We start from the raw sequence: 21075 nt of genomic DNA, 5'->3' as shown, positions 1-21075 counted from the left end.
CGCAAGCCCCTCTGATTATCGGTTTAGCGCGCTATTGCCTGGCTACCGCTGAACTCCAGATTTTGAGGTGAAAACAATGAAAATGAATAAAAGTCTCATCGCCCTCTGTTTATCAGCAGGGTTGCTGGCGAGCGCGCCTGGAATCAGCCTCGCCGACGTCAACTACGTACCGCAAAACACCAGTGACGCACCAGCTATTCCATCCGCCGCACTACAACAATTAACCTGGACACCCGTCGATCAATCCAAAACTCAGACTACCCAGTTAGCGACTGGCGGCCAACAGTTGAACGTTCCTGGTATCAGCGGCCCGGTTGCGGCATACAGCGTTCCGGCAAACATTGGCGAACTGACCCTTACGCTGACCAGCGAAGTGAACAAACAAACCAGTGTATTTGCGCCGAACGTGCTGATTCTTGATCAGAACATGGCTTCATCAGCTTTCTTCCCCAGCAGTTATTTCACCTACCAGGAACCCGGCGTCATGAGCGCAGATCGTCTGGAAGGGGTGATGCGCCTTACGCCAGCGTTGGGGCAGCAGAAACTGTATGTTCTGGTCTTTACCACGGAAAAAGATCTCCAGCAGACGACGCAACTGCTCGACCCGGCTAAAGCCTATGCCAAAGGTGTTGGTAACTCGATCCCGGATATTCCAGACCCGGTTGCTCGTCATACCACAGATGGCTTACTGAAACTGAAAGTAAAAACCAACTCCAGCTCCAGCGTGTTGGTAGGACCACTATTTGGTTCATCCGCTCCAGCTCCGGTTACGGTAGGTAACACGACGGCACCTGCCGTGGCTGCACCCGCTCCGGCACCGGTGAAGAAAAGCGAACCGATGCTCAACGACACGGAAAGTTATTTTAATACCGCGATCAAAAACGCTGTCGCGAAAGGTGATGTTGATAAGGCGTTAAAACTGCTTGATGAAGCTGAACGCCTGGGATCGACATCTGCCCGTTCCACCTTTATCAGCAGTGTAAAAGGCAAGGGGTAATTACGCCCCACAGTGCTGATTTTGCAACAACTGGTGCGTCTCCGGGCGCACCTTTTTTTCTCTCCTCATGTAATTGTTGCTTTTTTGTTGCGCATTAGATCACTTAATATGCTTTACATCTCCCGTTATCGCTTTTCTGCGATACAATGCCTTTACGTTATGTAACGGAGAGTTCGGCATGTCACACCCCGCGTTAACGCAACTGCGTGCGCTGCGCTATTTTGCAGAGATCCCTGCACTGGAACCGCAACTGCTCGACTGGTTGTTGCTGGAAGATTCCATGACTAAACGTTTTGAACAGCAGGGAAAAACGGTGAGCGTGACGATGATCCGCGAAGGGTTTGTCGAACAGAATGAAATCCCCGAAGAATTACCGCTGCTGCCGAAAGAATCCCGTTACTGGTTACGTGAAATTTTGCTATGTGCTGATGGGGAACCCTGGCTTGCCGGGCGTACCGTCGTCCCTGTATCAACATTAAGTGGCCCCGAGCTGGCGTTACAAAAGTTGGGTAAAACGCCATTAGGACGTTATCTGTTTACATCATCGACATTAACCCGGGACTTTATTGAGATAGGCCGTGATGCCGGACTTTGGGGGCGCCGTTCCCGCCTGCGATTAAGCGGTAAGCCGCTGTTGCTGACTGAACTGTTTTTACCGGCGTCACCGTTGTACTAAGAGGAAAAAAATATGGAGTGGAGTCTGACGCAGAATAAGCTGCTGGCGTTTCATCGCTTAATGCGTACGGATAAGCCAATAGGCGCGTTACTGCTGCTCTGGCCAACGTTGTGGGCGCTGTGGGTGGCAACGCCGGGTGTTCCCCAACTATGGATTCTGGCGGTGTTCGTCGCTGGCGTCTGGCTAATGCGCGCCGCCGGGTGCGTGGTGAATGACTACGCTGACCGTAAATTTGATGGTCATGTGAAGCGCACAGCAAACCGACCGCTTCCCAGCGGTGCGGTTACGGAGAAAGAGGCGCGAACGCTATTTGTGGTGCTGGTGCTGATTTCGTTCTTACTGGTATTGACGCTGAACACGATGACCATTCTGTTGTCGATTGCCGGACTGGTGCTGGCGTGGGTGTACCCCTTTATGAAGCGGTATACCCATTTACCGCAAGTGGTACTGGGGGCGGCGTTTGGCTGGTCGATTCCAATGGCTTTTGCCGCTGTGAGTGAATCGGTGCCGTTAAGCTGCTGGCTGATGTTCCTTGCCAATATTCTGTGGGCGGTGGCCTACGACACGCAATATGCGATGGTCGACCGTGACGATGACGTGAAGATTGGCATTAAGTCCACCGCTATCTTGTTCGGCCAATACGATAAGTTGATTATCGGTATTTTGCAGATTGGTGTGCTGGTACTGATGGCGATTGTCGGCGAGTTAAATGGCTTAGGCTGGGGATATTACTGGTCAATTCTGGTAGCGGGCGCGCTGTTTGTATATCAACAAAAACTGATTGCCAACCGCGAGCGCGAAGCCTGCTTTAAAGCATTTATGAATAATAACTATGTTGGTCTGGTACTGTTTTTAGGGCTGGCAATGAGTTACTGGCATTTCTGATGATGTAAAAAAGCCGGATGATGGACTGCACCCCAAAAGTTGGACATCCGGCTTTTTTTCTGGACTGTCTTATGCGCTGCGCTTATCAGGCCTACACAACACATCGCAATTTATTGAATTTGCAGATTATGGTAGGACAGATAAGGCGTTTGCACCGCATCCGGTAATTCTCACTGATTACCCTTCGCCCTGCGTCGCGCTCTCAATCGTCAAACGTACATCGGACGTAATCAACTCCGCCAGCAACTGATATACCTTCATCGTTTCTGCCGGTTCGGCGTCGCCGCTGTCGCTGATATACCCTTCATCACGCAGTGTCAGCACCAGAGAACTGAACACCGCCTTGTCGAAGAACTCCGGCGCGTTGATGCCGTGCAGCACGGAGAGACGTTGCGCCACGGTGCGGCTCTCTTTCTCCAGCGTACCGCGGTTGATCGACGGGTTGGCGCTCAATAACCAGAAGGTAATCGCATAACGTTGCAGCGTTTCGCGCGCGCCTGCGGCCAGCAGCTGAAGCGTGCGGGAGTGCGCTGGATTGATATGCAACTCGTCATTTTGCAGTGTAATTAGCCCCTGACGTTGCATTTCATTCGCCAGTGCGTCAATCACGCCCGGTAACTCGTCGCGATCCCAGCGCAAGAACAGCTCTGCTTTCAGCATTGGATACAGCACATTGACGTGCTCCATCAATACGTCACGGGAGATGTGGCGATGCTGGGTGACAATTGCCGCCATCAGCGAAGGCAGCACCAACATATGCGCAATGTTGTTGCGATAGTAGGTCATCAACACCGCTTGCTCACGCGGCAGAATGATGATGTCGCCGATAGTGTCTTTCTCAACTTCAAACTTGTTCATCTGCAGCGCGTGGTCGATAAGCTCGCTGGCGCTGGCCGAAGGAACGGTAGAGTCCGTGGAGTAAGGCACGTTGCGCATCAAATCCAGGTAGCAGTTGAGTTGCTCGGTTAACTGCTCGCGGGTGAGTGAGCGCTGACGTGACGCCAGAAGTGCAGTACAGCACAGGTTCATGGCGTTTGCCGCACCTGCGTTGTTAATGCGTACCATCAGATCGGCAGCAATGTTATTGACTGTCGGCGTTAACCAGGCCGGACGTACTGCTTCGATTGGGTCGATGGATTCACGCCAGTCTGGCACGTGCTGGTTAAGGTAGGTCATCAACGGCATCGGTTCACCGAAATTGACGTAACCCTGGCCGAGATTACGCAGCTTGCTTAAACCGCGCAGCATCTGCGGCAGGCTCTCTTTCTCTTTCGTCGCGCCGCGCAGTTCTTTGGCGTAAGTACCCACTTCCATGACGTGCTCATAACCGATGTAGATCGGAATCAGCGTAATCGGACGCGTGCCGCCACGCAGCATCGCCTGAATGGTCATCGACAGCGTACCGGTTTTCGGATCCAGCAAACGCCCCGTACGGGAACGACCGCCTTCTACGAAGTACTCGACGGAATAACCACGGCTGAACAGTTCGCCGAGATACTCACGGAAAACGGTGGAATAAAGTTTATTGCCTTTAAAAGTACGGCGAATAAAGAACGCACCCAGACGGCGGAAAATCGGCCCGGCCGGCCAGAAGTTCAGGTTGATCCCGGCGGCGATATGCGGCGGCACCAGCCCCTGGTGATACAGCACGTAAGAAAGCAGCAGGTAGTCCATGTGGCTTCGGTGGCAAGGCACATACACCAGCTCATGACCGTCGTGGGCCAACTGGCGAACGCGCTCGGCGTTATGGACGTTGATGCCCTGATAAAGTCGGTTCCAGGTGAAGCCCAGAATACGGTCAGTCAGGCGGATCATCTCGTAAGAGAAGTTCGCCGCAATCTCTTCCATCAGTGCAATGGCATTCTGCTGCGCTTTTTCATGGGAGATTTTTTTGCTGCGCGCTTCATCTTCTACCGCTTTGGCAATGGCGCGGGAGGCGAGCAGCTTGTTAAACAGATCCTGACGAGCTGGCAGGCGCGGCCCCACAGCAGCCAGACGCTGGCGGGCAAAGTGCATACGCGCCACGCGCGCCAGTTTCTGAGCGATAGTTTTATCCGTGCCGTGTTCATCCGCCATACGGCGCAGCGAAACTGACGGAGAAAAACGCACAAAACTGTCGCGACCGAGCCATAGCACGGCGAAAAATTTCTGTACGCCGTTGAGCATGCGCAGCGGCGGGTTAACTTCACCTTTTTCACGCCCTGGCGCACGACCAAACATCACCGATACTGGCACCATTTGCACATCCAGATTCGGGTTGCTACGGTGCAGATCGAGATAGTCATGGAAAAGCTTAATAGACTCTTCTTTCGGTGTGTAATAGGTGAAAACACGCGGCCCGCCATGAATAAACACATAGCGCGGCAGTAACGTGCCGTCTATCTCCAGCGGCTCTAATGGGTCAGGCAGGTCGTGCGCAAGGCACTGGGCGCGCAACGTCAGCAAATCCGCTTTTGAGTTGTACGGTAAAACGTACATAATTGGACGAGAGGTATCGAGTCCCAGTTCCGGGGCAGGATCTGCCGGAATAGACTTGCTTTTTACCAGGATGCTTAATGGTAAATTCAGTAATTTGTAGTAAATTCGTGGCCAGCCGGACATAAACGATGTAAAGCCTCTGGTTAATAATGCAAATGCGCCGCAAGGATAGCAGAAAGTCATGGGAAATTCTGTGGTATCCGCTCATGTTTCGCGCGGCGTTACGCTAACCGTAATCTTCGGATTCAACGGTACACTGATATTGACGCTCATAATGTAAAAAGGTTCTTTCGATGGCCAATAATACCACTGGATTCACCCGAATTATCAAAGCTGCCGGCTATTCCTGGAAAGGTTTACGTGCCGCATGGATCAACGAAGCGGCATTCCGTCAGGAAGGCGTTGCGGTATTGTTGGCGGTGATTATTGCCTGCTGGCTGGATGTGGACGCGATTACCCGCGTGCTGCTTATCAGTTCCGTCATGTTGGTGATGATTGTGGAAATTCTCAATAGTGCTATCGAAGCGGTGGTTGACCGTATTGGTTCTGAATACCATGAGCTTTCCGGGCGGGCGAAAGATATGGGCTCTGCCGCAGTGCTGATCGCCATTATCGTCGCCGTGATTACCTGGTGCATTCTGTTATGGTCGCATTTTGGATAACTCTTCCAGAATTCGATAAATCTCTGGTTTATTGTGCAGTTTATGGTTCCAAAATCACCTTTTGCTGTATATACTCACAGCATAACTGTATATACACCCAGGGGGCGGAATGAAAGCGTTAACGGCCAGGCAACAAGAGGTGTTTGATCTCATCCGTGATCACATCAGCCAGACAGGTATGCCGCCGACGCGTGCGGAAATCGCGCAGCGTTTGGGGTTCCGTTCCCCAAATGCGGCAGAAGAACATCTGAAGGCGCTGGCACGCAAAGGCGTTATTGAAATTGTTTCCGGCGCTTCGCGCGGGATTCGTCTGTTGCAGGAAGAGGAAGAAGGGTTGCCGCTGGTAGGTCGTGTGGCTGCCGGTGAACCGCTTCTGGCGCAGCAGCATATTGAAGGTCATTATCAGGTCGATCCTTCCCTGTTCAAACCGAATGCCGATTTCCTGCTGCGCGTCAGTGGGATGTCGATGAAAGATATCGGCATTATGGACGGCGACTTGCTGGCGGTGCATAAAACCCAGGATGTGCGTAATGGTCAGGTCGTTGTCGCGCGTATTGATGACGAAGTTACCGTTAAGCGTCTGAAAAAACAGGGTAATAAAGTCGAGCTTCTGCCAGAAAATAGCGAGTTTAAACCAATTGTCGTTGACCTTCGTCAGCAGAGCTTCAGCATTGAAGGGCTGGCAGTTGGGGTTATTCGCAACGGCGACTGGCTGTAACATATCTCTGAGACCGCGATGCCGCCTGGCGTCGCGGTTTGTTTTTCATCTCTCTTCATCAGGCTTGTCTGCATGGCATTCCTCACTTCATCTGATAAAGCACTTTGGCATCTCGCCTTACCCATGATTTTCTCCAATATCACCGTTCCGTTGCTGGGACTGGTCGATACGGCGGTTATTGGTCATCTTGATAGTCCGGTTTATTTGGGCGGCGTGGCGGTTGGTGCAACGGCGACCAGCTTTCTCTTTATGCTGTTGCTGTTTTTACGCATGAGCACCACCGGGCTGACTGCGCAGGCTTATGGTGCCAAAAATCCTCAGGCATTAGCCCGTGCGCTGGTGCAACCGTTGCTGTTGGCGTTGGGGGCTGGGGCGTTAATTGCGCTGCTGCGTACGCCGATTATCGATCTGGCGCTGCATATTGTTGGCGGTAGTGAAGCAGTCCTGGAACAGGCGCGGCGCTTTCTTGAAATCCGCTGGTTAAGCGCACCGGCGTCGCTGGCGAATCTGGTATTACTTGGTTGGTTACTCGGCGTGCAATATGCCCGTGCGCCAGTAATTTTGTTAGTGGTCGGCAATATCCTCAACATTGTGCTGGATGTCTGGCTGGTGATGGGACTGCATATGAACGTGCGGGGCGCGGCGCTGGCGACGGTTATTGCGGAATATGCAACATTGCTGATTGGTCTGCTAATGGTGCGTAAAATCCTCAAACTACGCGGAATCTCCGGCGAAATGCTGAAAACTGCCTGGCGAGGAAACTTCCGTCGCTTGCTGGCACTTAACCGCGATATCATGCTGCGCTCGCTGTTGTTGCAACTCTGTTTCGGCGCGATCACCGTACTTGGCGCGCGACTGGGGAGTGACATTATCGCTGTTAACGCGGTTCTGATGACGCTACTCACCTTTACCGCCTATGCGCTGGACGGTTTTGCCTACGCGGTTGAAGCGCATTCCGGTCAGGCGTACGGTGCGCGCGACGGTAGCCAGTTACTGGATGTCTGGCGCGCAGCCTGCCGCCAGTCGGGGATCGTGGCGTTACTGTTTTCGGTGGTTTATTTGCTGGCAGGGGAACACATCATTGCGTTACTGACGTCGTTAACCCAGATTCAGCAGCTGGCCGACCGCTATCTTATCTGGCAGGTGATTTTGCCGTTGGTTGGCGTCTGGTGTTATCTGCTGGACGGCATGTTTATAGGCGCAACGCGCGCAGCCGAAATGCGTAACAGTATGGCGGTGGCCGCAGCAGGTTTTGCGCTGACGCTCCTTACGCTGCCGTGGCTGGGTAATCATGGTTTATGGCTGGCGTTAACCGTCTTTCTGGCGTTGCGCGGGCTTTCTCTGGCGGCTATCTGGCGGCGTCACTGGCGCAACGGTACCTGGTTTGTCGCAACGTGACGGTTAAAAATTCTGAATAAATAATCCTAAGCCAAATTCCTGACTACACTTAATCCCACGTTCAGAAGAAAAGTGAGCGTACACTCATTCACCACCTAACGATGAGGATTTGAATATGAATAAAGACGAAGTCGGCGGCAACTGGAAACAGTTCAAAGGTAAAGTGAAAGAGCAATGGGGCAAACTGACCGATGATGATATGACGGTCATTGAAGGTAAGCGTGACCAGTTAGTGGGTAAAATCCAGGAACGTTACGGTTACCAGAAAGATCAGGCAGAAAAAGAGGTTGATAGCTGGGAAAAACGCAATGATTACCGTTGGTAATTAATCCCTCCTGCCCGACGTGTACAAGGATGTACGCCCTCTTAGCGAGGTTTCTTTTTCACCTGAAGAGAGTGGTCATGATGGCACTGTTCAGGATGACGACACGCTTCCACTTCCACGCATGCCGCACAGAGCCCGTGTGCTTCAATCACATTATGCCGCAGGGCAAAACCCATTTTTGCCGCCAGCGTATGCATGATGTCTTCCACACCTTCCGCACATTCTTCTTTCACTGCGCCGCAGCGATCGCAAATAAACATGGCTGAAGTATGTGTAGGCTGATCGAACAGATGGCAGAGCACATAGCTGTTGGTGGATTCAACCTTATGCACAAAACCTTGTTCAAGCAGAAAATCGAGCGCGCGATAAACCGTCGGCGGCTTGGCTTGCGGTTCGGCTTCGCGCAGCAAATCAAGTAGATCGTAAGCGCTGATAGCCCCTTCTTGCAGGCTCATCAGGCGCAGCACTTCGAGACGTTGTGGAGTCAGGCGCACATTACGCTGCGCGCAGAGTTTTTCAGCCTGCGCCAATAACTCCTGCGTTGTGGTCTTTTCCATTGTGCACCTCGAAAGTGGGGTTAAGAATGTCCTTACTTTACCATAATTCTCACTTAAACGCCGACAACCGGGCGTCGAAGCTGCCACATTGCCTGATCGCATATTCGTTATGCTATAGTAGCGCCCCCAATTCACCAGATGCTTAAAAAATCGCCATGTCAGCAGAATCACAAACCGCTTATCCCGCATACCGTTTCTCTATTGCTCCGATGCTCGACTGGACGGACAGACACTGCCGTTATTTCCTGCGTCTGCTCTCCCGTAATACGTTGCTCTATACCGAAATGGTGACCACAGGGGCGATTATTCACGGTAAAGGTGATTACCTGGCATACAGTGAAGAAGAGCATCCGGTGGCGTTACAGTTGGGCGGTAGCGATCCGGCGGCGCTGGCGCAGTGTGCGAAGCTGGCAGAAGCGCGCGGATATGATGAAATCAATCTGAACGTTGGTTGTCCCTCTGACCGGGTGCAGAACGGCATGTTTGGCGCGTGCCTGATGGGGAATGCGCAACTGGTGGCTGACTGCGTAAAAGCAATGCGCGATGTAGTGTCGATTCCAGTGACGGTGAAAACGCGTATTGGCATTGACGACCAGGACAGCTATGAATTTCTCTGTGATTTTATCGACACTGTTTCCGGCAAAGGCGAATGCGAGATGTTTATCATCCATGCACGTAAAGCCTGGCTTTCTGGTTTAAGCCCAAAAGAAAACCGTGAAATACCGCCTCTCGATTATCCGCGCGTCTATCAACTGAAGCGTGATTTCCCGCATCTGACTATGTCGATTAACGGTGGCATCAAGTCACTGGAAGAGGCTAAAGCGCACCTGCAACATATGGATGGCGTGATGGTTGGGCGTGAAGCGTATCAAAACCCAGGCATTCTGGCGGCGGTGGATCGAGAGATATTTGGTTCCTCGTATACCGATGCAGACCCGGTGGCAGTGGTGCGCGCCATGTACCCGTACATTGAGCGTGAGCTTAGCCAGGGGACGTATCTTGGCCATATCACCCGGCATATGCTGGGGCTGTTCCAGGGGATTCCTGGCGCGCGTCAGTGGCGGCGTTATTTAAGTGAAAATGCCCATAAAGCGGGTGCAGACATTAATGTGCTGGAACACGCGCTCAAACTGGTGGCGGATAAGCGTTAACTTTTCACCAAAAAATAGTCAAATTCACCACGCCCTGCGCACCGTCGCGGGGCGTTTTGCTGTTAAATCAATAGATTATTTTTGGCATGATTCTTGTAAAGCCAGCAAGAGATTTCATTTTTGGGAGAACATCATGCTGGAACTACTTTTTGTGATTGGCTTTTTTGTCATGTTGATGGTCACCGGCGTTTCGTTGCTGGGCATTATCGCCGCGCTGGTTGTGGCGACGGCCATTATGTTCCTCGGCGGTATGCTGGCATTGATGATTAAGTTGCTGCCGTGGCTGTTATTGGCGATTGCGATAGTGTGGGTGATCAAGGCGATTAAAGCGCCAAAAGTGCCTAAATATCAGCGTTATGACCGCTGGCGTTACTAAGGGATTGTGCGGATGATCACAACCTCAGGTTTTATCCTTAGAACAAAATAGGAATTGATAATCAAATCTGTCACTATTGCGCGTCAAACAAATTCATCGAGCTGTACCCTACATACAGCCGAACTATAAAAAGAAAGGGCTTCCCAGGTGGAAGCCCTATTTCTTTTATGGAATCAACAAGCTGGAACCTTGCGTCGCCCGGCTTTCCAGAATCTCATGCGCACGCCGCGCATCCTTCAGCGGATATTTCTGATGTTCTGCGACATCCACTTTAATTACGCCGCTGGCAATCAACGAAAACAGTTCATTACTGGCTTCGGTTAACTCTTCCCGCGTGGTGATATAGCCTTGGAGGGAAGGGCGTGTCACATACAACGAGCCTTTCTGATTGAGTATGCCTAAGTTCACGCCGGTAACCGCGCCTGATGAGTTGCCAAAACTGACCATTAAACCCCGACGTTGCAGGCAATCCAGCGACCGTTCCCAGGTGTCTCTACCCACAGAATCGTACACCACACGTACTTTTTTGCCGCCGGTAATCTCTTTTAACCGTTCGACCAGATTCTCTTCGCGATAGTTAATCACCTGCCACGCGCCTGCTTTTAAGGCGCTTTGTGCTTTTTGCGCGCTGCCGACGGTGCCAATAAGTTTTGCCCCTAAGGCTTTTGCCCACTGACAGGCAATTAAGCCAACGCCACCCGCCGCCGCATGGAATAAGAACTGTTCATCCGGTTTGATTTCATACGTTTTGCGTAGCAGATAATAAACTGTTAAGCCTTTCAGGAATGATGCGGCGGCTTGCTCAAAAGAGATCGCCGCAGGCAGAATTGCGGCTTTATCGGCATTGACGTTATGCACAGAACTGTAAGCGCCTAATGCCGACTGCGCATAGACCACGCGATCGCCTGCTTTGATATGCTTCACGCTACTGCCGACTTTACTTACGATGCCAGCTGCTTCTGTCCCTAATCCACTGGGCAGTGATGGCGGCGGATAAAGGCCGCTGCGGATATACGTGTCGATAAAATTAATGCCAATGGCTTTATTTTCGACCTGGATTTCATTCTCTGCCGGATCGACAGGAGTAAACTCCACGGCTTGTAGTACTTCCGGGCCACCGTGCTTGTGAAATTCAATTCGTGTTGCCATGTGTCCTCCAGAACGTATCGTCAGGGTCTGCTTCATATGGTAAAGTTTCGACCCATTCTTTATCTCGGTAACTCCATTCACTATGGCAGGAAATAAACCCTTCAACAAACAGCAGGCTGAACCCCGCGAACGCGATCCACAAGTTGCCGGGCTGAAAGTGCCTCCGCACTCGATCGAAGCGGAGCAGTCGGTGTTGGGCGGTTTAATGCTGGATAACGAACGCTGGGATGATGTAGCCGAGCGTGTAGTGGCAGACGATTTCTACACCCGTCCGCACCGCCATATCTTTACCGAAATGGCGCGTTTGCAGGAAGGCGGTAGCCCGATTGATCTGATAACACTGGCGGAATCGCTGGAGCGCCAGGGGCAACTTGATAGCGTCGGTGGTTTTGCTTATCTGGCGGAACTGTCAAAAAATACGCCAAGTGCGGCGAACATCAGTGCTTATGCGGACATCGTGCGTGAACGTGCCGTTGTTCGCGAGATGATCTCGGTTGCGAATGAGATTGCCGAAGCCGGTTTTGATCCACAGGGGCGCACCAGCGAAGATCTGCTGGATCTGGCTGAATCCCGCGTCTTTAAAATTGCCGAAAGTCGTGCGAACAAAGACGAAGGGCCGAAGAACATCGCCGATGTGCTCGACGCTACCGTCGCGCGTATTGAGCAACTGTTCCAGCAGCCGCACGATGGCGTGACCGGGGTAAACACCGGCTATGACGATCTCAACAAAAAAACAGCCGGTTTGCAGCCGTCGGACTTGATCATTGTCGCGGCGCGTCCGTCGATGGGTAAAACGACATTTGCGATGAACCTCGTCGAAAATGCGGCGATGTTGCAGGATAAACCGGTACTTATCTTCTCGCTGGAGATGCCATCGGAACAGATTATGATGCGTTCTCTGGCGTCGCTGTCGCGTGTCGACCAGACCAAAATCCGTACCGGGCAGCTGGATGATGAAGACTGGGCGCGTATTTCCGGTACCATGGGCATTTTGCTCGAAAAACGCAATATCTATATCGATGATTCCTCCGGTCTGACGCCAACGGAAGTGCGCTCGCGCGCGCGTCGTATTGCTCGTGAGCACGGCGGCATCGGGCTTATCATGATCGACTACCTGCAACTGATGCGCGTGCCGGCGCTTTCCGATAACCGTACGCTGGAAATTGCAGAAATCTCCCGCTCGCTGAAAGCTCTGGCGAAAGAACTGAACGTGCCGGTGGTGGCCCTGTCCCAGTTGAACCGTTCTCTGGAACAACGTGCCGACAAACGCCCGGTCAACTCCGACTTGCGTGAATCCGGCTCCATCGAGCAGGATGCGGACTTGATCATGTTTATCTATCGTGATGAGGTTTATCACGAGAACAGTGATTTGAAAGGCATTGCGGAAATTATTATCGGTAAACAACGTAACGGCCCAATCGGGACGGTACGCCTGACCTTTAACGGTCAATGGTCGCGCTTCGACAACTACGCGGGGCCGCAGTACGACGACGAATAATAATTATTTTATGTATTAGGTAATTAAAGCAAACACTTATCAAGGAACACAAATGCAAGCGGCAACTGTAGTGATTAACCGCCGCGCTCTGCGACACAACCTGCAACGTCTTCGTGAACTGGCGCCTGCCAGTAAAATGGTTGCGGTAGTGAAAGCGAACGCTTATGGTCACGGTCTTCTTGAAACCGCGCGAACGCTTCCTGATGCCGACGCCTTTGGCGTTGCCCGTCTCGAAGAAGCCCAGCGACTCCGGGCGGGAGGAATCACCAAACCTGTGTTGCTGCTCGAAGGCTTTTTTGACGCCAGAGATCTGCCGACAATTTCTGCGCAGCACTTTCATACTGCTGTGCATAACGAAGAACAGCTCACAGCCCTGGAAGAGGCTAGTCTGGAAGAGCCGGTTACCGTCTGGATGAAACTCGATACAGGTATGCACCGTCTGGGCGTCAGGCCGGAACAAGCCGAGGCGTTTTATCATCGTCTTACGCAATGTAAAAACGTGCGTCAGCCGGTGAATATTGTCAGCCACTTTGCTCGTGCGGATGAACCGCAATGTGGCGCAACCGAGAAACAACTCGATATCTTCAACACCTTTTGCGAAGGCAAACCGGGCCAGCGTTCGATTGCTGCGTCAGGTGGCATTCTGCTATGGCCACAGTCGCATTTTGACTGGGTGCGCCCGGGCATCATTCTTTACGGTGTGTCGCCACTGGAAGATCGTTCCACCGGTGCCGATTTCGGTTGCCAGCCGGTGATGTCACTGACCTCCAGCCTGATTGCCGTGCGCGAGCATAAAGCGGGTGAACCGGTAGGTTATGGCGGAACCTGGATTAGCGAACGTGATACCCGTCTTGGCGTGGTGGCAATGGGCTATGGCGATGGTTATCCGCGCGCTGCGCCGTCTGGTACTCCGGTGCTGGTCAATGGTCGCGAAGTGCCGATTGTCGGTCGCGTGGCGATGGATATGATCTGCGTTGATTTAGGCCCGCAGGCGCAGGATAAAGCCGGGGATCAGGTCATTTTATGGGGCGAAGGTTTGCCCGTAGAGCGTATCGCAGAAATAACAAAAGTGAGTGCTTACGAACTTATCACGCGCCTGACTTCAAGGGTCGCGATGAAATACGTGGATTAATCGTTCTGTAATATTTGATTGTCTGTGCCGGATGCGGCGTGAATGCCTTATCCGGCCAATAAAATCACCAATTCAATAAATTGATATTCTCGCATGGCTCTTATAAAGGCTGTGTATCTGCCGATTGTGCGTTTGTTATGAGTCTCACTCTGTTGCTAATTGCCGTTCGCCCCTAAACATCCTCTCGATCTTCGCCATCTTCCAGTTTATTGTGTTTTAACCACCTGCCCGTAAACCTGGAGAACCATCGCGTGTTTCAAAAAGTTGACGCCTATGCTGGCGACCCGATTCTTTCGCTTATGGAGCGTTTTAAAGAAGACACTCGCAGCGACAAAGTGAATTTGAGTATCGGTCTGTACTACAACGAAGACGGGATTATTCCGCAACTAAAAGCTGTCGCGGAAGCGGAAGCGCGTCTGAATGCACAACCTCATGGCGCTTCGCTTTATTTACCGATGGAAGGGCTGAACAGCTATCGCCATGCCATTGCGCCGCTGCTGTTTGGCACTGACCATCCGGTACTGCAACAACAGCGCGTAGCAACCATTCAAACGCTTGGTGGCTCGGGGGCATTGAAAGTGGGCGCTGACTTCCTGAAACGCTACTTCCCGGAATCAGGCGTCTGGGTCAGCGATCCCACCTGGGAAAACCATGTGGCAATATTCGCGGGTGCTGGATTCGAAGTGAGTACTTACCCCTGGTATGACGAAGCAACCAACGGTGTGCGCTTTAATGACTTGCTGGCGACGCTGAAAACATTACCAGCCCGTAGCATTGTGCTGCTGCATCCGTGCTGCCATAACCCAACGGGCGCCGATTTTGCCAACGACCAGTGGGACGCGGTGATTGAAATTCTCAAAGCACGCGAGCTTATCCCATTCCTCGATATTGCCTATCAAGGATTTGGTGCCGGTATGGAAGAAGATGCTTACGCCATTCGCGCGATCGCTAGCGCCGGATTACCTGCTCTGGTGAGCAATTCATTCTCGAAAATTTTCTCCCTTTACGGCGAGCGTGTCGGCGGTCTTTCTGTGGTGTGTGAGGATGCTGAAGCCGCAGGCCGCGTACTGGGGCAGTTGAAAGCAACAGTACGCCGCAACTACTCCAGCCCGCCAAATTTTGGTGCGCAGGTGGTGGCTACGGTGCTGAATGATGCGGCGTTAAAAGCTAGCTGGCTGGCAGAAGTGGAAGAAATGCGTACCCGTATTCTGGCGATGCGTCAGGAACTGGTGAAGGTATTGAGTAAAGAGATGCCAGAACGCAATTTTGATTATCTGCTTAAGCAGCGCGGCATGTTCAGCTATACCGGTTTAAGCGCTGCTCAGGTTGATCGACTGCGTGAAGAGTTTGGTGTTTACCTGATTGCCAGCGGCCGCATGTGTGTTGCCGGACTTAACGCGCAAAATGTGCATCGCGTGGCGAAGGCGTTTGCAGCAGTGATGTGATGTCGTTAGCAGGTGGTTGAACAGCCACCTGCTAAATTATAACTTATTGATATAATTAAATAGAGTGAAGGAAATATTCTGCCCCTCATATAAAATCGCTCACTTCTGGTAAGCGATATTAACCACGGACTAAATGGATATACCTACCCAATGGATAGACATTAAGTTATTAAAAAACACGAGCTTCTCTCATGTGATCCTGCTCCCTTTCTCTAACAAAACCGCAGATAATCCTTCCTTTCCCCCGCTGCTGGCGTTATGGTCAGATGGTTTTTTCAACAAATCTCACAATAAAAAGTTTTAACTTACTGACTATTTAGGGAAAAATATGCGCAAGATCACACAGGCATTGAGTGCCGTTTGCTTATTGTTCGCTCTAAACAGTTCCGCTGTTGCCCTGGCCTCATCACCTTCACCGCTTAATCCGGGTACTAACGTAGCCAAACTCGCTGAACAGGCGCCAATTCATTGGGTTTCAGTCGCCCAAATTGAAAACAGTCTGGCAGGACGCCCACAGATGGCTGTTGGGTTTGATATTGATGACACTGTTCTGTTTTCCAGCCCCGGATTCTGGCGCGGCAAAAAAACGTTCTCGCCAGAAAGCGAAGATTATCTAAAAAACCCGGAATTCTGGGAAAAGATGAACAACGGTTGGGATGAATTCAGTATTCCAAAAGAGGTCGCGCGTCAGCTGATTGATATGCATGTCCGCCGTGGCGACACCATTTTCTTTGTGACAGGTCGTAGCCCTACGAAAACTGAAACAGTGTCAAAAACGCTGGCTGATGACTTTCACATTCCTGCAACCAGTATGAACCCGGTGATTTTTGCGGGCGATAAAGCAGGACAAAATACCAAAACGCAGTGGCTACAGGATAAAAATATCCGAATTTTTTATGGTGATTCCGATAACGATATTACCGCTGCTCGTGATGTTGGCATCCGTGGCATCCGCATTCTGCGAGCTTCCAACTCCACTTACAAACCCTTGCCACAAGCGGGTGCATTCGATGAAGAGGTGATCATCAATTCAGAATACTGATAAGTCGGGAGAGTGCCTGACTCTCCCGAGTGCTGTTTTTTTAATCACACCTTTATCCTTTCGCTGTCTTGCTGCAAACTGATAAAGAGAGTTTTATCAAGGAGCAGCACATGTGGTTTCAAAAGACGCTCACGCTTAGCGCTAAATCTCGTGGGTTTCATTTGGTAACGGATGAAATCCTGACTCAACTAGCTGATATGCCGCGTGTTAATGTCGGTTTACTGCATCTGTTGCTGCAACACACTTCCGCCTCTCTAACACTTAATGAGAATTGCGACCCTACGGTACGCCATGACATGGAGCGTTTTTTTCTCCGCACCGTTCCCGACAACGGAAACTATGAGCATGACTATGAAGGGGCAGACGATATGCCTTCTCATATCAAATCCTCAATGCTGGGGGTATCGCTCGTATTGCCAGTGCATAAGGGGCGTATTCAGACCGGCACCTGGCAGGGAATATGGCTTGGGGAGCATCGCATCCACGGCGGTTCGCGTCGCATTATCGCGACACTACAAGGGGAGTAAAAAATGACCATTTCGGAGTTGCTACAATATTGCATGGCAAAACCAGGCGCAGAACAGAGTGTGCATAGTGACTGGAAAGCAACGCAGATCAAAGTGGAAGATGTGCTGTTTGCGATGGTGAAAGAAGTGGAAAATCGCCCAGCGGTTTCGCTGAAAACCAGCCCTGCGCTGGCCGAGCTTTTGCGACAGCAGCATAGCGATGTTCGCCCCAGCCGACATCTGAACAAAGCACACTGGAGCACCGTGTATCTCGACGGTTCGTTGCCGGATTCGCAAATCTATTATCTGGTCGATGCGTCTTATCAGCAGGCGGTGAATTTGCTGCCGGAAGAAAAACGTAAATTGCTGGTGCAACTCTGAAAGGAAAAGGCCGCTCAGAAAGCGGCCTTAACGATTACAGCATCGGCTTGAGGAAGCGTGCCGTGTGTGATGCTTCACACTCCGCGACGGTTTCTGGCGTACCGGAGACGAGGATCTCGCCGCCGCCGCTACCACCTTCCGGCCCCAGGTCGACAATCCAGTCTGCGGTTTTGATTACGTCAAGATTGTGCTCAATCACCACAATGGTGTTGCCCTGATCGCGCAGTTTATGCAGCACGTCGAGAAGTTGCTGAATATCTGCAAAGTGTAGGCCGGTGGTCGGCTCGTCGAGAATATACAGTGTCTGCCCGGTGCCGCGTTTTGACAGTTCACGCGCCAGCTTCACGCGCTGGGCTTCACCGCCGGAAAGGGTGGTTGCGGACTGCCCCAGACGAATGTACGTCAGGCCAACATCCATCAACGTTTGCAGCTTACGCGCCAGCGCAGGTACGGCATCGAAGAACTCTCGCGCCTCTTCTATGGTCATATCCAGCACTTCGTGGATGGTTTTGCCTTTGTACTTAATCTCCAGCGTTTCACGGTTATAGCGTTTACCTTTGCACTGGTCGCACGGCACGTAAATATCCGGCAGGAAGTGCATCTCCACTTTGATCACGCCGTCGCCCTGACAGGCCTCGCAGCGTCCGCCACGAACGTTAAAGCTGAAACGTCCTGGCGTATAGCCGCGCGCACGGGATTCCGGTACGCCCGCAAACAGTTCGCGTACAGGCGTAAACACGCCGGTATAGGTCGCCGGGTTAGAACGCGGAGTACGACCAATCGGACTTTGGTCGATATCGATGACTTTGTCGAAATGCTCCAGTCCCTGAATATCGCGATATGGTGCCGGTTCGGCGATGGTCGCGCCGTTCAACTGGCGTTGGGCAATCGGGAACAGCGTGTCGTTAATTAGGGTGGATTTACCGGAACCTGAAACACCTGTAATGCAGGTAAACAGACCGACCGGCAGCGTTAGCGTCACGTCTTTCAGGTTGTTGCCGCGCGCCCCTGTCAGCTTCAACACTTTTTCCGGATCTGCCGGAACGCGTTTCTTCGGCACTTCAATCTTGCGTTTACCGCTCATGTACTGCCCGGTTAACGACTCCGGCACGGCCATAATCGCTTCCAGCGGACCTTCCGCGACCACTTCACCACCGTGTACACCCGCGCCAGGACCGATATCGATAACGTGGTCAGCGGCGCGAATAGCGTCTTCGTCGTGCTCCACCACAATCACGGTATTACCGAGATCGCGCAGATGGATAAGCGTACCCAGCAGGCGTTCGTTATCGCGCTGGTGCAGGCCGATAGACGGTTCATCCAGAACGTACATAACGCCAACCAGCCCTGCGCCAATCTGGCTCGCCAGACGGATACGCTGGGCTTCACCGCCGGAAAGTGTCTCTGCCGAGCGGGAAAGCGTCAGGTAATTCAGGCCGACGTTAACGAGAAATTTCAGGCGATCGCCAATCTCTTTGAGGATTTTTTCCGCAATCTTCGCTCTTTGTCCGGCGAGTTTGAGATTGTTGAAGAATTCCATCGCATGACCAATGCTCATGTCGGAGATAGCAGGCAGCGGCGTATTCTCGACATACACGTGGCGTGCTTCCCGACGCAGACGTGTTCCGTCGCAGCTGGCACACGGACGATTGCTGATGAACTTGGCTAACTCTTCGCGTACCGCGCTGGATTCCGTCTCTTTATAACGGCGCTCCATATTATGCAGCACGCCCTCGAACGGATGGCGGCGGATGGAGGTATCGCCACGATCGTTCATGTATTTGAATTCGATGTTTTCTTTGCCAGACCCGTACAACACCACTTTATGCACGCTCGCGCTCAGGCTGCCCCACGGCGCTTCGACGTCGAACTTATAGTGATCTGCCAGCGATTTCAGCATCTGGAAGTAATAGAAGTTGCGGCGATCCCAGCCGCGGATCGCACCGCCAGCCAGCGACAGCTCCGGGTTTTGGATCACACGATCAGGATCGAAATATTGTTGTACGCCGAGGCCGTCACAGGTCGGGCAGGCCCCCGCCGGGTTGTTAAACGAAAACAGACGCGGTTCCAGTTCACGCATACTGTAGCCGCAAATCGGACAGGCGAAGTTGGCGGAGAAGAGCAGTTCTTCCGCTTTTGGATCGTCCATATCAGCGACGACCGCTGTACCGCCAGAAAGCTCCAGCGCCGTTTCAAACGACTCTGCCAGACGTTGGGTGAGATCGTCACGTACCTTGAAGCGATCAACCACCACTTCAATGGTGTGTTTCTTTTGCAGTTCCAGTTTGGGTGGATCGGAAAGATCGCAGACTTCGCCATCTATGCGCGCACGGATGTAGCCCTGACTTGCCAGATTCTCCAGCGTTTTCGTGTGTTCGCCTTTGCGCTCTTTAATAATCGGCGCCAGCAGCATCAGACGTTTGCCTTCCGGCTGCGACAGCACGTTATCCACCATCTGGCTGACGGTTTGTGCCGCCAGCGGAACATCGTGGTCCGGGCAGCGTGGCTCACCGACGCGAGCGTACAGCAGACGCAAATAGTCATGGATTTCGGTGATTGTCCCCACCGTGGAACGCGGGTTATGAGACGTCGATTTCTGTTCAATTGAGATGGCAGGAGAAAGCCCCTCAATATGATCGACGTCTGGCTTTTCCATCAGTGACAGAAACTGCCGCGCATAGGCAGAAAGGGATTCAACGTAACGACGCTGCCCTTCGGCATATAAGGTGTCGAAAGCGAGCGAGGATTTGCCAGAACCCGAAAGCCCGGTCACGACAATGAGTTTGTCGCGGGGGATAACGAGGTTGATGTTTTTGAGATTATGGGTGCGGGCGCCCCGAACTTCGATCTTATCCATTCACCTTTCCCGGATTAAACGCTTTTTTGCCCGGTGGCATGGTGCTACCGGCGATCACAAACGGTTAATTATGACACAGAATGACCTGAATGAATATACAGTGTTGGAATGCGAAACCCAGAGCGCTATGTAACAATGTTTGACCAGAATTGTTTAGCGGAACCGAGGTCACAACATAGTAAAACCGCTATTGGTAATGCTACAATCGCGCGTTTACACTTATTAGAACGTTTTTTTTCAGGAGACATGAACATGGCCAGCAGAGGCGTAAACAAGGTTATTCTCGTTGGTAATCTGGGTCAGGACCCGGAAGTACGCTACATGCCGAATGGTGGCGCAGTTGCCAACATTACGCTGGCTACTTCCGAATCCTGGCGTGATAAAGCGACCGGCGAGATGAAAGAGCAGACAGAATGGCACCGCGTTGTGCTGTTCGGCAAACTGGCAGAAGTAGCCAGCGAATATCTGCGTAAAGGTTCTCAGGTTTATATCGAAGGTCAGCTGCGTACCCGCAAATGGACCGATCAATCTGGCCAGGATCGCTACACCACAGAAGTCGTGGTGAACGTTGGCGGCACCATGCAGATGCTGGGTGGCCGTCAGGGCGGTGGCGCTCCTGCAGGTGGCAATATGGGCGGTGGTCAGCCCCAGGGCGGTTGGGGTCAGCCTCAGCAGCCGCAGGGTGGCAATCAGTTCAGCGGCGGCGCGCAGTCTCGCCCGCAGCAGTCCGCTCCGGCAGCGCCGTCTAACGAGCCGCCGATGGATTTCGATGACGATATCCCATTCTGATTCTATTTTAAAACAATAGATTATATTGTTTTAAGGTAGGTGATTAACGCATC

Annotated in this window: 20 protein-coding genes; 16 read left to right on the top strand and 4 right to left on the bottom strand. The window is 52.2% G+C overall.

Going from position 1 to position 21075, the window contains the following annotated elements; translation table 11 throughout:
- Positions 1-76: 76 nt before the first annotated feature.
- From malM to ubiA, 3 genes are all read left to right on the top strand, one after another.
- Positions 77-997 carry a maltose operon protein MalM gene (gene malM, locus D9742_RS16550; RefSeq protein WP_130237611.1) on the top strand — a complete coding sequence of 307 codons (921 nt, stop codon included), beginning with the start codon at positions 77-79 and terminating at the stop codon, positions 995-997.
- A 178-nt stretch (positions 998-1175) separates the two neighbouring features.
- Entirely contained in the window at positions 1176-1673 is a 498-nt protein-coding gene (gene ubiC, locus D9742_RS16545; protein ID WP_000019214.1) for a chorismate lyase, read from the top strand.
- A 12-nt stretch (positions 1674-1685) separates the two neighbouring features.
- Positions 1686-2558, top strand: a complete 873-nt coding sequence (gene ubiA, locus D9742_RS16540) for a 4-hydroxybenzoate octaprenyltransferase (protein ID WP_130237610.1) — start codon at positions 1686-1688, stop codon at positions 2556-2558.
- Between the two features lie 177 nt (positions 2559-2735).
- Here the strand turns inward: ubiA and plsB are convergent, their stop codons facing one another.
- Positions 2736-5159, bottom strand: coding sequence for a glycerol-3-phosphate 1-O-acyltransferase PlsB (gene plsB, locus D9742_RS16535; RefSeq protein WP_130237609.1), 2424 nt, complete (start codon positions 5157-5159; stop codon positions 2736-2738).
- A 170-nt stretch (positions 5160-5329) separates the two neighbouring features.
- Here plsB and dgkA point away from each other — a divergent pair, with 170 nt between their 5' ends.
- The 4 genes from dgkA to D9742_RS16515 all read left to right on the top strand — a co-directional run bounded on the left by dgkA (position 5330) and on the right by D9742_RS16515 (position 8139).
- On the top strand, positions 5330-5698 hold the full coding sequence (gene dgkA, locus D9742_RS16530) for a diacylglycerol kinase (RefSeq protein WP_000002905.1): 369 nt from the start codon (positions 5330-5332) through the stop codon (positions 5696-5698).
- Between the two features lie 109 nt (positions 5699-5807).
- On the top strand, positions 5808-6416 hold the full coding sequence (gene lexA / locus D9742_RS16525) for a transcriptional repressor LexA (protein ID WP_064525560.1): 609 nt from the start codon (positions 5808-5810) through the stop codon (positions 6414-6416).
- Positions 6417-6488: 72 nt separating this feature from the next.
- Positions 6489-7814: an MATE family efflux transporter DinF gene (gene dinF / locus D9742_RS16520; RefSeq protein WP_130237608.1), complete on the top strand. Its 1326-nt coding sequence runs from the start codon at positions 6489-6491 to the stop codon at positions 7812-7814.
- A 115-nt stretch (positions 7815-7929) separates the two neighbouring features.
- Positions 7930-8139 carry a CsbD family protein gene (locus tag D9742_RS16515; protein WP_130237607.1) on the top strand — a complete coding sequence of 70 codons (210 nt, stop codon included), beginning with the start codon at positions 7930-7932 and terminating at the stop codon, positions 8137-8139.
- A 41-nt stretch (positions 8140-8180) separates the two neighbouring features.
- On the opposite strand, the gene zur is transcribed toward D9742_RS16515, so the two are convergent.
- Positions 8181-8696 carry a zinc uptake transcriptional repressor Zur gene (gene zur / locus D9742_RS16510; RefSeq protein WP_064525566.1) on the bottom strand — a complete coding sequence of 172 codons (516 nt, stop codon included), beginning with the start codon at positions 8694-8696 and terminating at the stop codon, positions 8181-8183.
- A 155-nt stretch (positions 8697-8851) separates the two neighbouring features.
- Between zur and dusA the strand changes: the two genes are divergently transcribed.
- Positions 8852-9847: a tRNA dihydrouridine(20/20a) synthase DusA gene (gene dusA / locus D9742_RS16505; protein WP_130237606.1), complete on the top strand. Its 996-nt coding sequence runs from the start codon at positions 8852-8854 to the stop codon at positions 9845-9847.
- A 133-nt stretch (positions 9848-9980) separates the two neighbouring features.
- A complete protein-coding gene (gene pspG / locus D9742_RS16500) occupies positions 9981-10223 on the top strand; it encodes an envelope stress response protein PspG (protein WP_130237605.1) in 243 nt (80 codons plus the stop codon).
- 165 nt (positions 10224-10388) lie between these two features.
- On the opposite strand, the gene D9742_RS16495 is transcribed toward pspG, so the two are convergent.
- Positions 10389-11372 (bottom strand): quinone oxidoreductase, encoded by a 984-nt coding sequence (locus D9742_RS16495; RefSeq protein WP_130237604.1) that lies wholly within the window; start codon positions 11370-11372, stop codon positions 10389-10391.
- 82 nt (positions 11373-11454) lie between these two features.
- Between D9742_RS16495 and dnaB the strand changes: the two genes are divergently transcribed.
- From dnaB to D9742_RS16460, 6 genes are all read left to right on the top strand, one after another.
- Positions 11455-12870 carry a replicative DNA helicase gene (gene dnaB / locus D9742_RS16490; RefSeq protein WP_130237603.1) on the top strand — a complete coding sequence of 472 codons (1416 nt, stop codon included), beginning with the start codon at positions 11455-11457 and terminating at the stop codon, positions 12868-12870.
- Positions 12871-12922: 52 nt separating this feature from the next.
- Entirely contained in the window at positions 12923-14002 is a 1080-nt protein-coding gene (gene alr / locus D9742_RS16485) for an alanine racemase (protein WP_130237602.1), read from the top strand.
- A 251-nt stretch (positions 14003-14253) separates the two neighbouring features.
- Positions 14254-15447 carry an aromatic amino acid transaminase gene (gene tyrB, locus D9742_RS16480; protein WP_130237601.1) on the top strand — a complete coding sequence of 398 codons (1194 nt, stop codon included), beginning with the start codon at positions 14254-14256 and terminating at the stop codon, positions 15445-15447.
- A gap of 328 nt (positions 15448-15775) precedes the next feature.
- A complete protein-coding gene (aphA, locus tag D9742_RS16470; RefSeq protein ID WP_130237600.1) occupies positions 15776-16489 on the top strand; it encodes an acid phosphatase AphA in 714 nt (237 codons plus the stop codon).
- 110 nt (positions 16490-16599) lie between these two features.
- Complete coding sequence (locus D9742_RS16465) at positions 16600-17016, top strand: secondary thiamine-phosphate synthase enzyme YjbQ (protein WP_130237599.1); 417 nt, start codon at positions 16600-16602, stop codon at positions 17014-17016.
- A 3-nt stretch (positions 17017-17019) separates the two neighbouring features.
- Positions 17020-17376 carry an MmcQ/YjbR family DNA-binding protein gene (locus tag D9742_RS16460; RefSeq protein ID WP_130218565.1) on the top strand — a complete coding sequence of 119 codons (357 nt, stop codon included), beginning with the start codon at positions 17020-17022 and terminating at the stop codon, positions 17374-17376.
- A gap of 34 nt (positions 17377-17410) precedes the next feature.
- Here D9742_RS16460 and uvrA read toward each other — a convergent pair whose 3' ends face one another.
- A complete protein-coding gene (gene uvrA / locus D9742_RS16455) occupies positions 17411-20233 on the bottom strand; it encodes an excinuclease ABC subunit UvrA (protein ID WP_130237598.1) in 2823 nt (940 codons plus the stop codon).
- Between the two features lie 252 nt (positions 20234-20485).
- Here uvrA and ssb1 point away from each other — a divergent pair, with 252 nt between their 5' ends.
- On the top strand, positions 20486-21022 hold the full coding sequence (gene ssb1, locus D9742_RS16450; protein WP_104919864.1) for a single-stranded DNA-binding protein SSB1: 537 nt from the start codon (positions 20486-20488) through the stop codon (positions 21020-21022).
- Positions 21023-21075 lie beyond the last annotated feature (53 nt).

The sequence above is a fragment of the Escherichia sp. E1V33 genome, assembly GCF_004211955.1.
Lineage (GTDB): Bacteria > Pseudomonadota > Gammaproteobacteria > Enterobacterales > Enterobacteriaceae > Escherichia.
Note: the sequence above shows the minus strand (reverse complement) of the source record. Positions and strands in the feature narration are given on the sequence as shown.

What these genes read in the sequence shown, in the direction of transcription:
- malM (WP_130237611.1), top strand. Translation starts at nt 77, where the DNA reads ATGAAAATGAATAAAAGTCTCATCGCCCTCTGTTTATCAGCAGGGTTG.
- ubiC (WP_000019214.1), top strand. Translation starts at nt 1,176, where the DNA reads ATGTCACACCCCGCGTTAACGCAACTGCGTGCGCTGCGCTATTTTGCA.
- ubiA (WP_130237610.1), top strand. Translation starts at nt 1,686, where the DNA reads ATGGAGTGGAGTCTGACGCAGAATAAGCTGCTGGCGTTTCATCGCTTA.
- plsB (WP_130237609.1), bottom strand. Translation starts at nt 5,159, where the DNA reads ATGTCCGGCTGGCCACGAATTTACTACAAATTACTGAATTTACCATTA.
- dgkA (WP_000002905.1), top strand. Translation starts at nt 5,330, where the DNA reads ATGGCCAATAATACCACTGGATTCACCCGAATTATCAAAGCTGCCGGC.
- lexA (WP_064525560.1), top strand. Translation starts at nt 5,808, where the DNA reads ATGAAAGCGTTAACGGCCAGGCAACAAGAGGTGTTTGATCTCATCCGT.
- dinF (WP_130237608.1), top strand. Translation starts at nt 6,489, where the DNA reads ATGGCATTCCTCACTTCATCTGATAAAGCACTTTGGCATCTCGCCTTA.
- D9742_RS16515 (WP_130237607.1), top strand. Translation starts at nt 7,930, where the DNA reads ATGAATAAAGACGAAGTCGGCGGCAACTGGAAACAGTTCAAAGGTAAA.
- zur (WP_064525566.1), bottom strand. Translation starts at nt 8,696, where the DNA reads ATGGAAAAGACCACAACGCAGGAGTTATTGGCGCAGGCTGAAAAACTC.
- dusA (WP_130237606.1), top strand. Translation starts at nt 8,852, where the DNA reads ATGTCAGCAGAATCACAAACCGCTTATCCCGCATACCGTTTCTCTATT.
- pspG (WP_130237605.1), top strand. Translation starts at nt 9,981, where the DNA reads ATGCTGGAACTACTTTTTGTGATTGGCTTTTTTGTCATGTTGATGGTC.
- D9742_RS16495 (WP_130237604.1), bottom strand. Translation starts at nt 11,372, where the DNA reads ATGGCAACACGAATTGAATTTCACAAGCACGGTGGCCCGGAAGTACTA.
- dnaB (WP_130237603.1), top strand. Translation starts at nt 11,455, where the DNA reads ATGGCAGGAAATAAACCCTTCAACAAACAGCAGGCTGAACCCCGCGAA.
- alr (WP_130237602.1), top strand. Translation starts at nt 12,923, where the DNA reads ATGCAAGCGGCAACTGTAGTGATTAACCGCCGCGCTCTGCGACACAAC.
- aphA (WP_130237600.1), top strand. Translation starts at nt 15,776, where the DNA reads ATGCGCAAGATCACACAGGCATTGAGTGCCGTTTGCTTATTGTTCGCT.
- D9742_RS16465 (WP_130237599.1), top strand. Translation starts at nt 16,600, where the DNA reads ATGTGGTTTCAAAAGACGCTCACGCTTAGCGCTAAATCTCGTGGGTTT.
- D9742_RS16460 (WP_130218565.1), top strand. Translation starts at nt 17,020, where the DNA reads ATGACCATTTCGGAGTTGCTACAATATTGCATGGCAAAACCAGGCGCA.
- uvrA (WP_130237598.1), bottom strand. Translation starts at nt 20,233, where the DNA reads ATGGATAAGATCGAAGTTCGGGGCGCCCGCACCCATAATCTCAAAAAC.
- ssb1 (WP_104919864.1), top strand. Translation starts at nt 20,486, where the DNA reads ATGGCCAGCAGAGGCGTAAACAAGGTTATTCTCGTTGGTAATCTGGGT.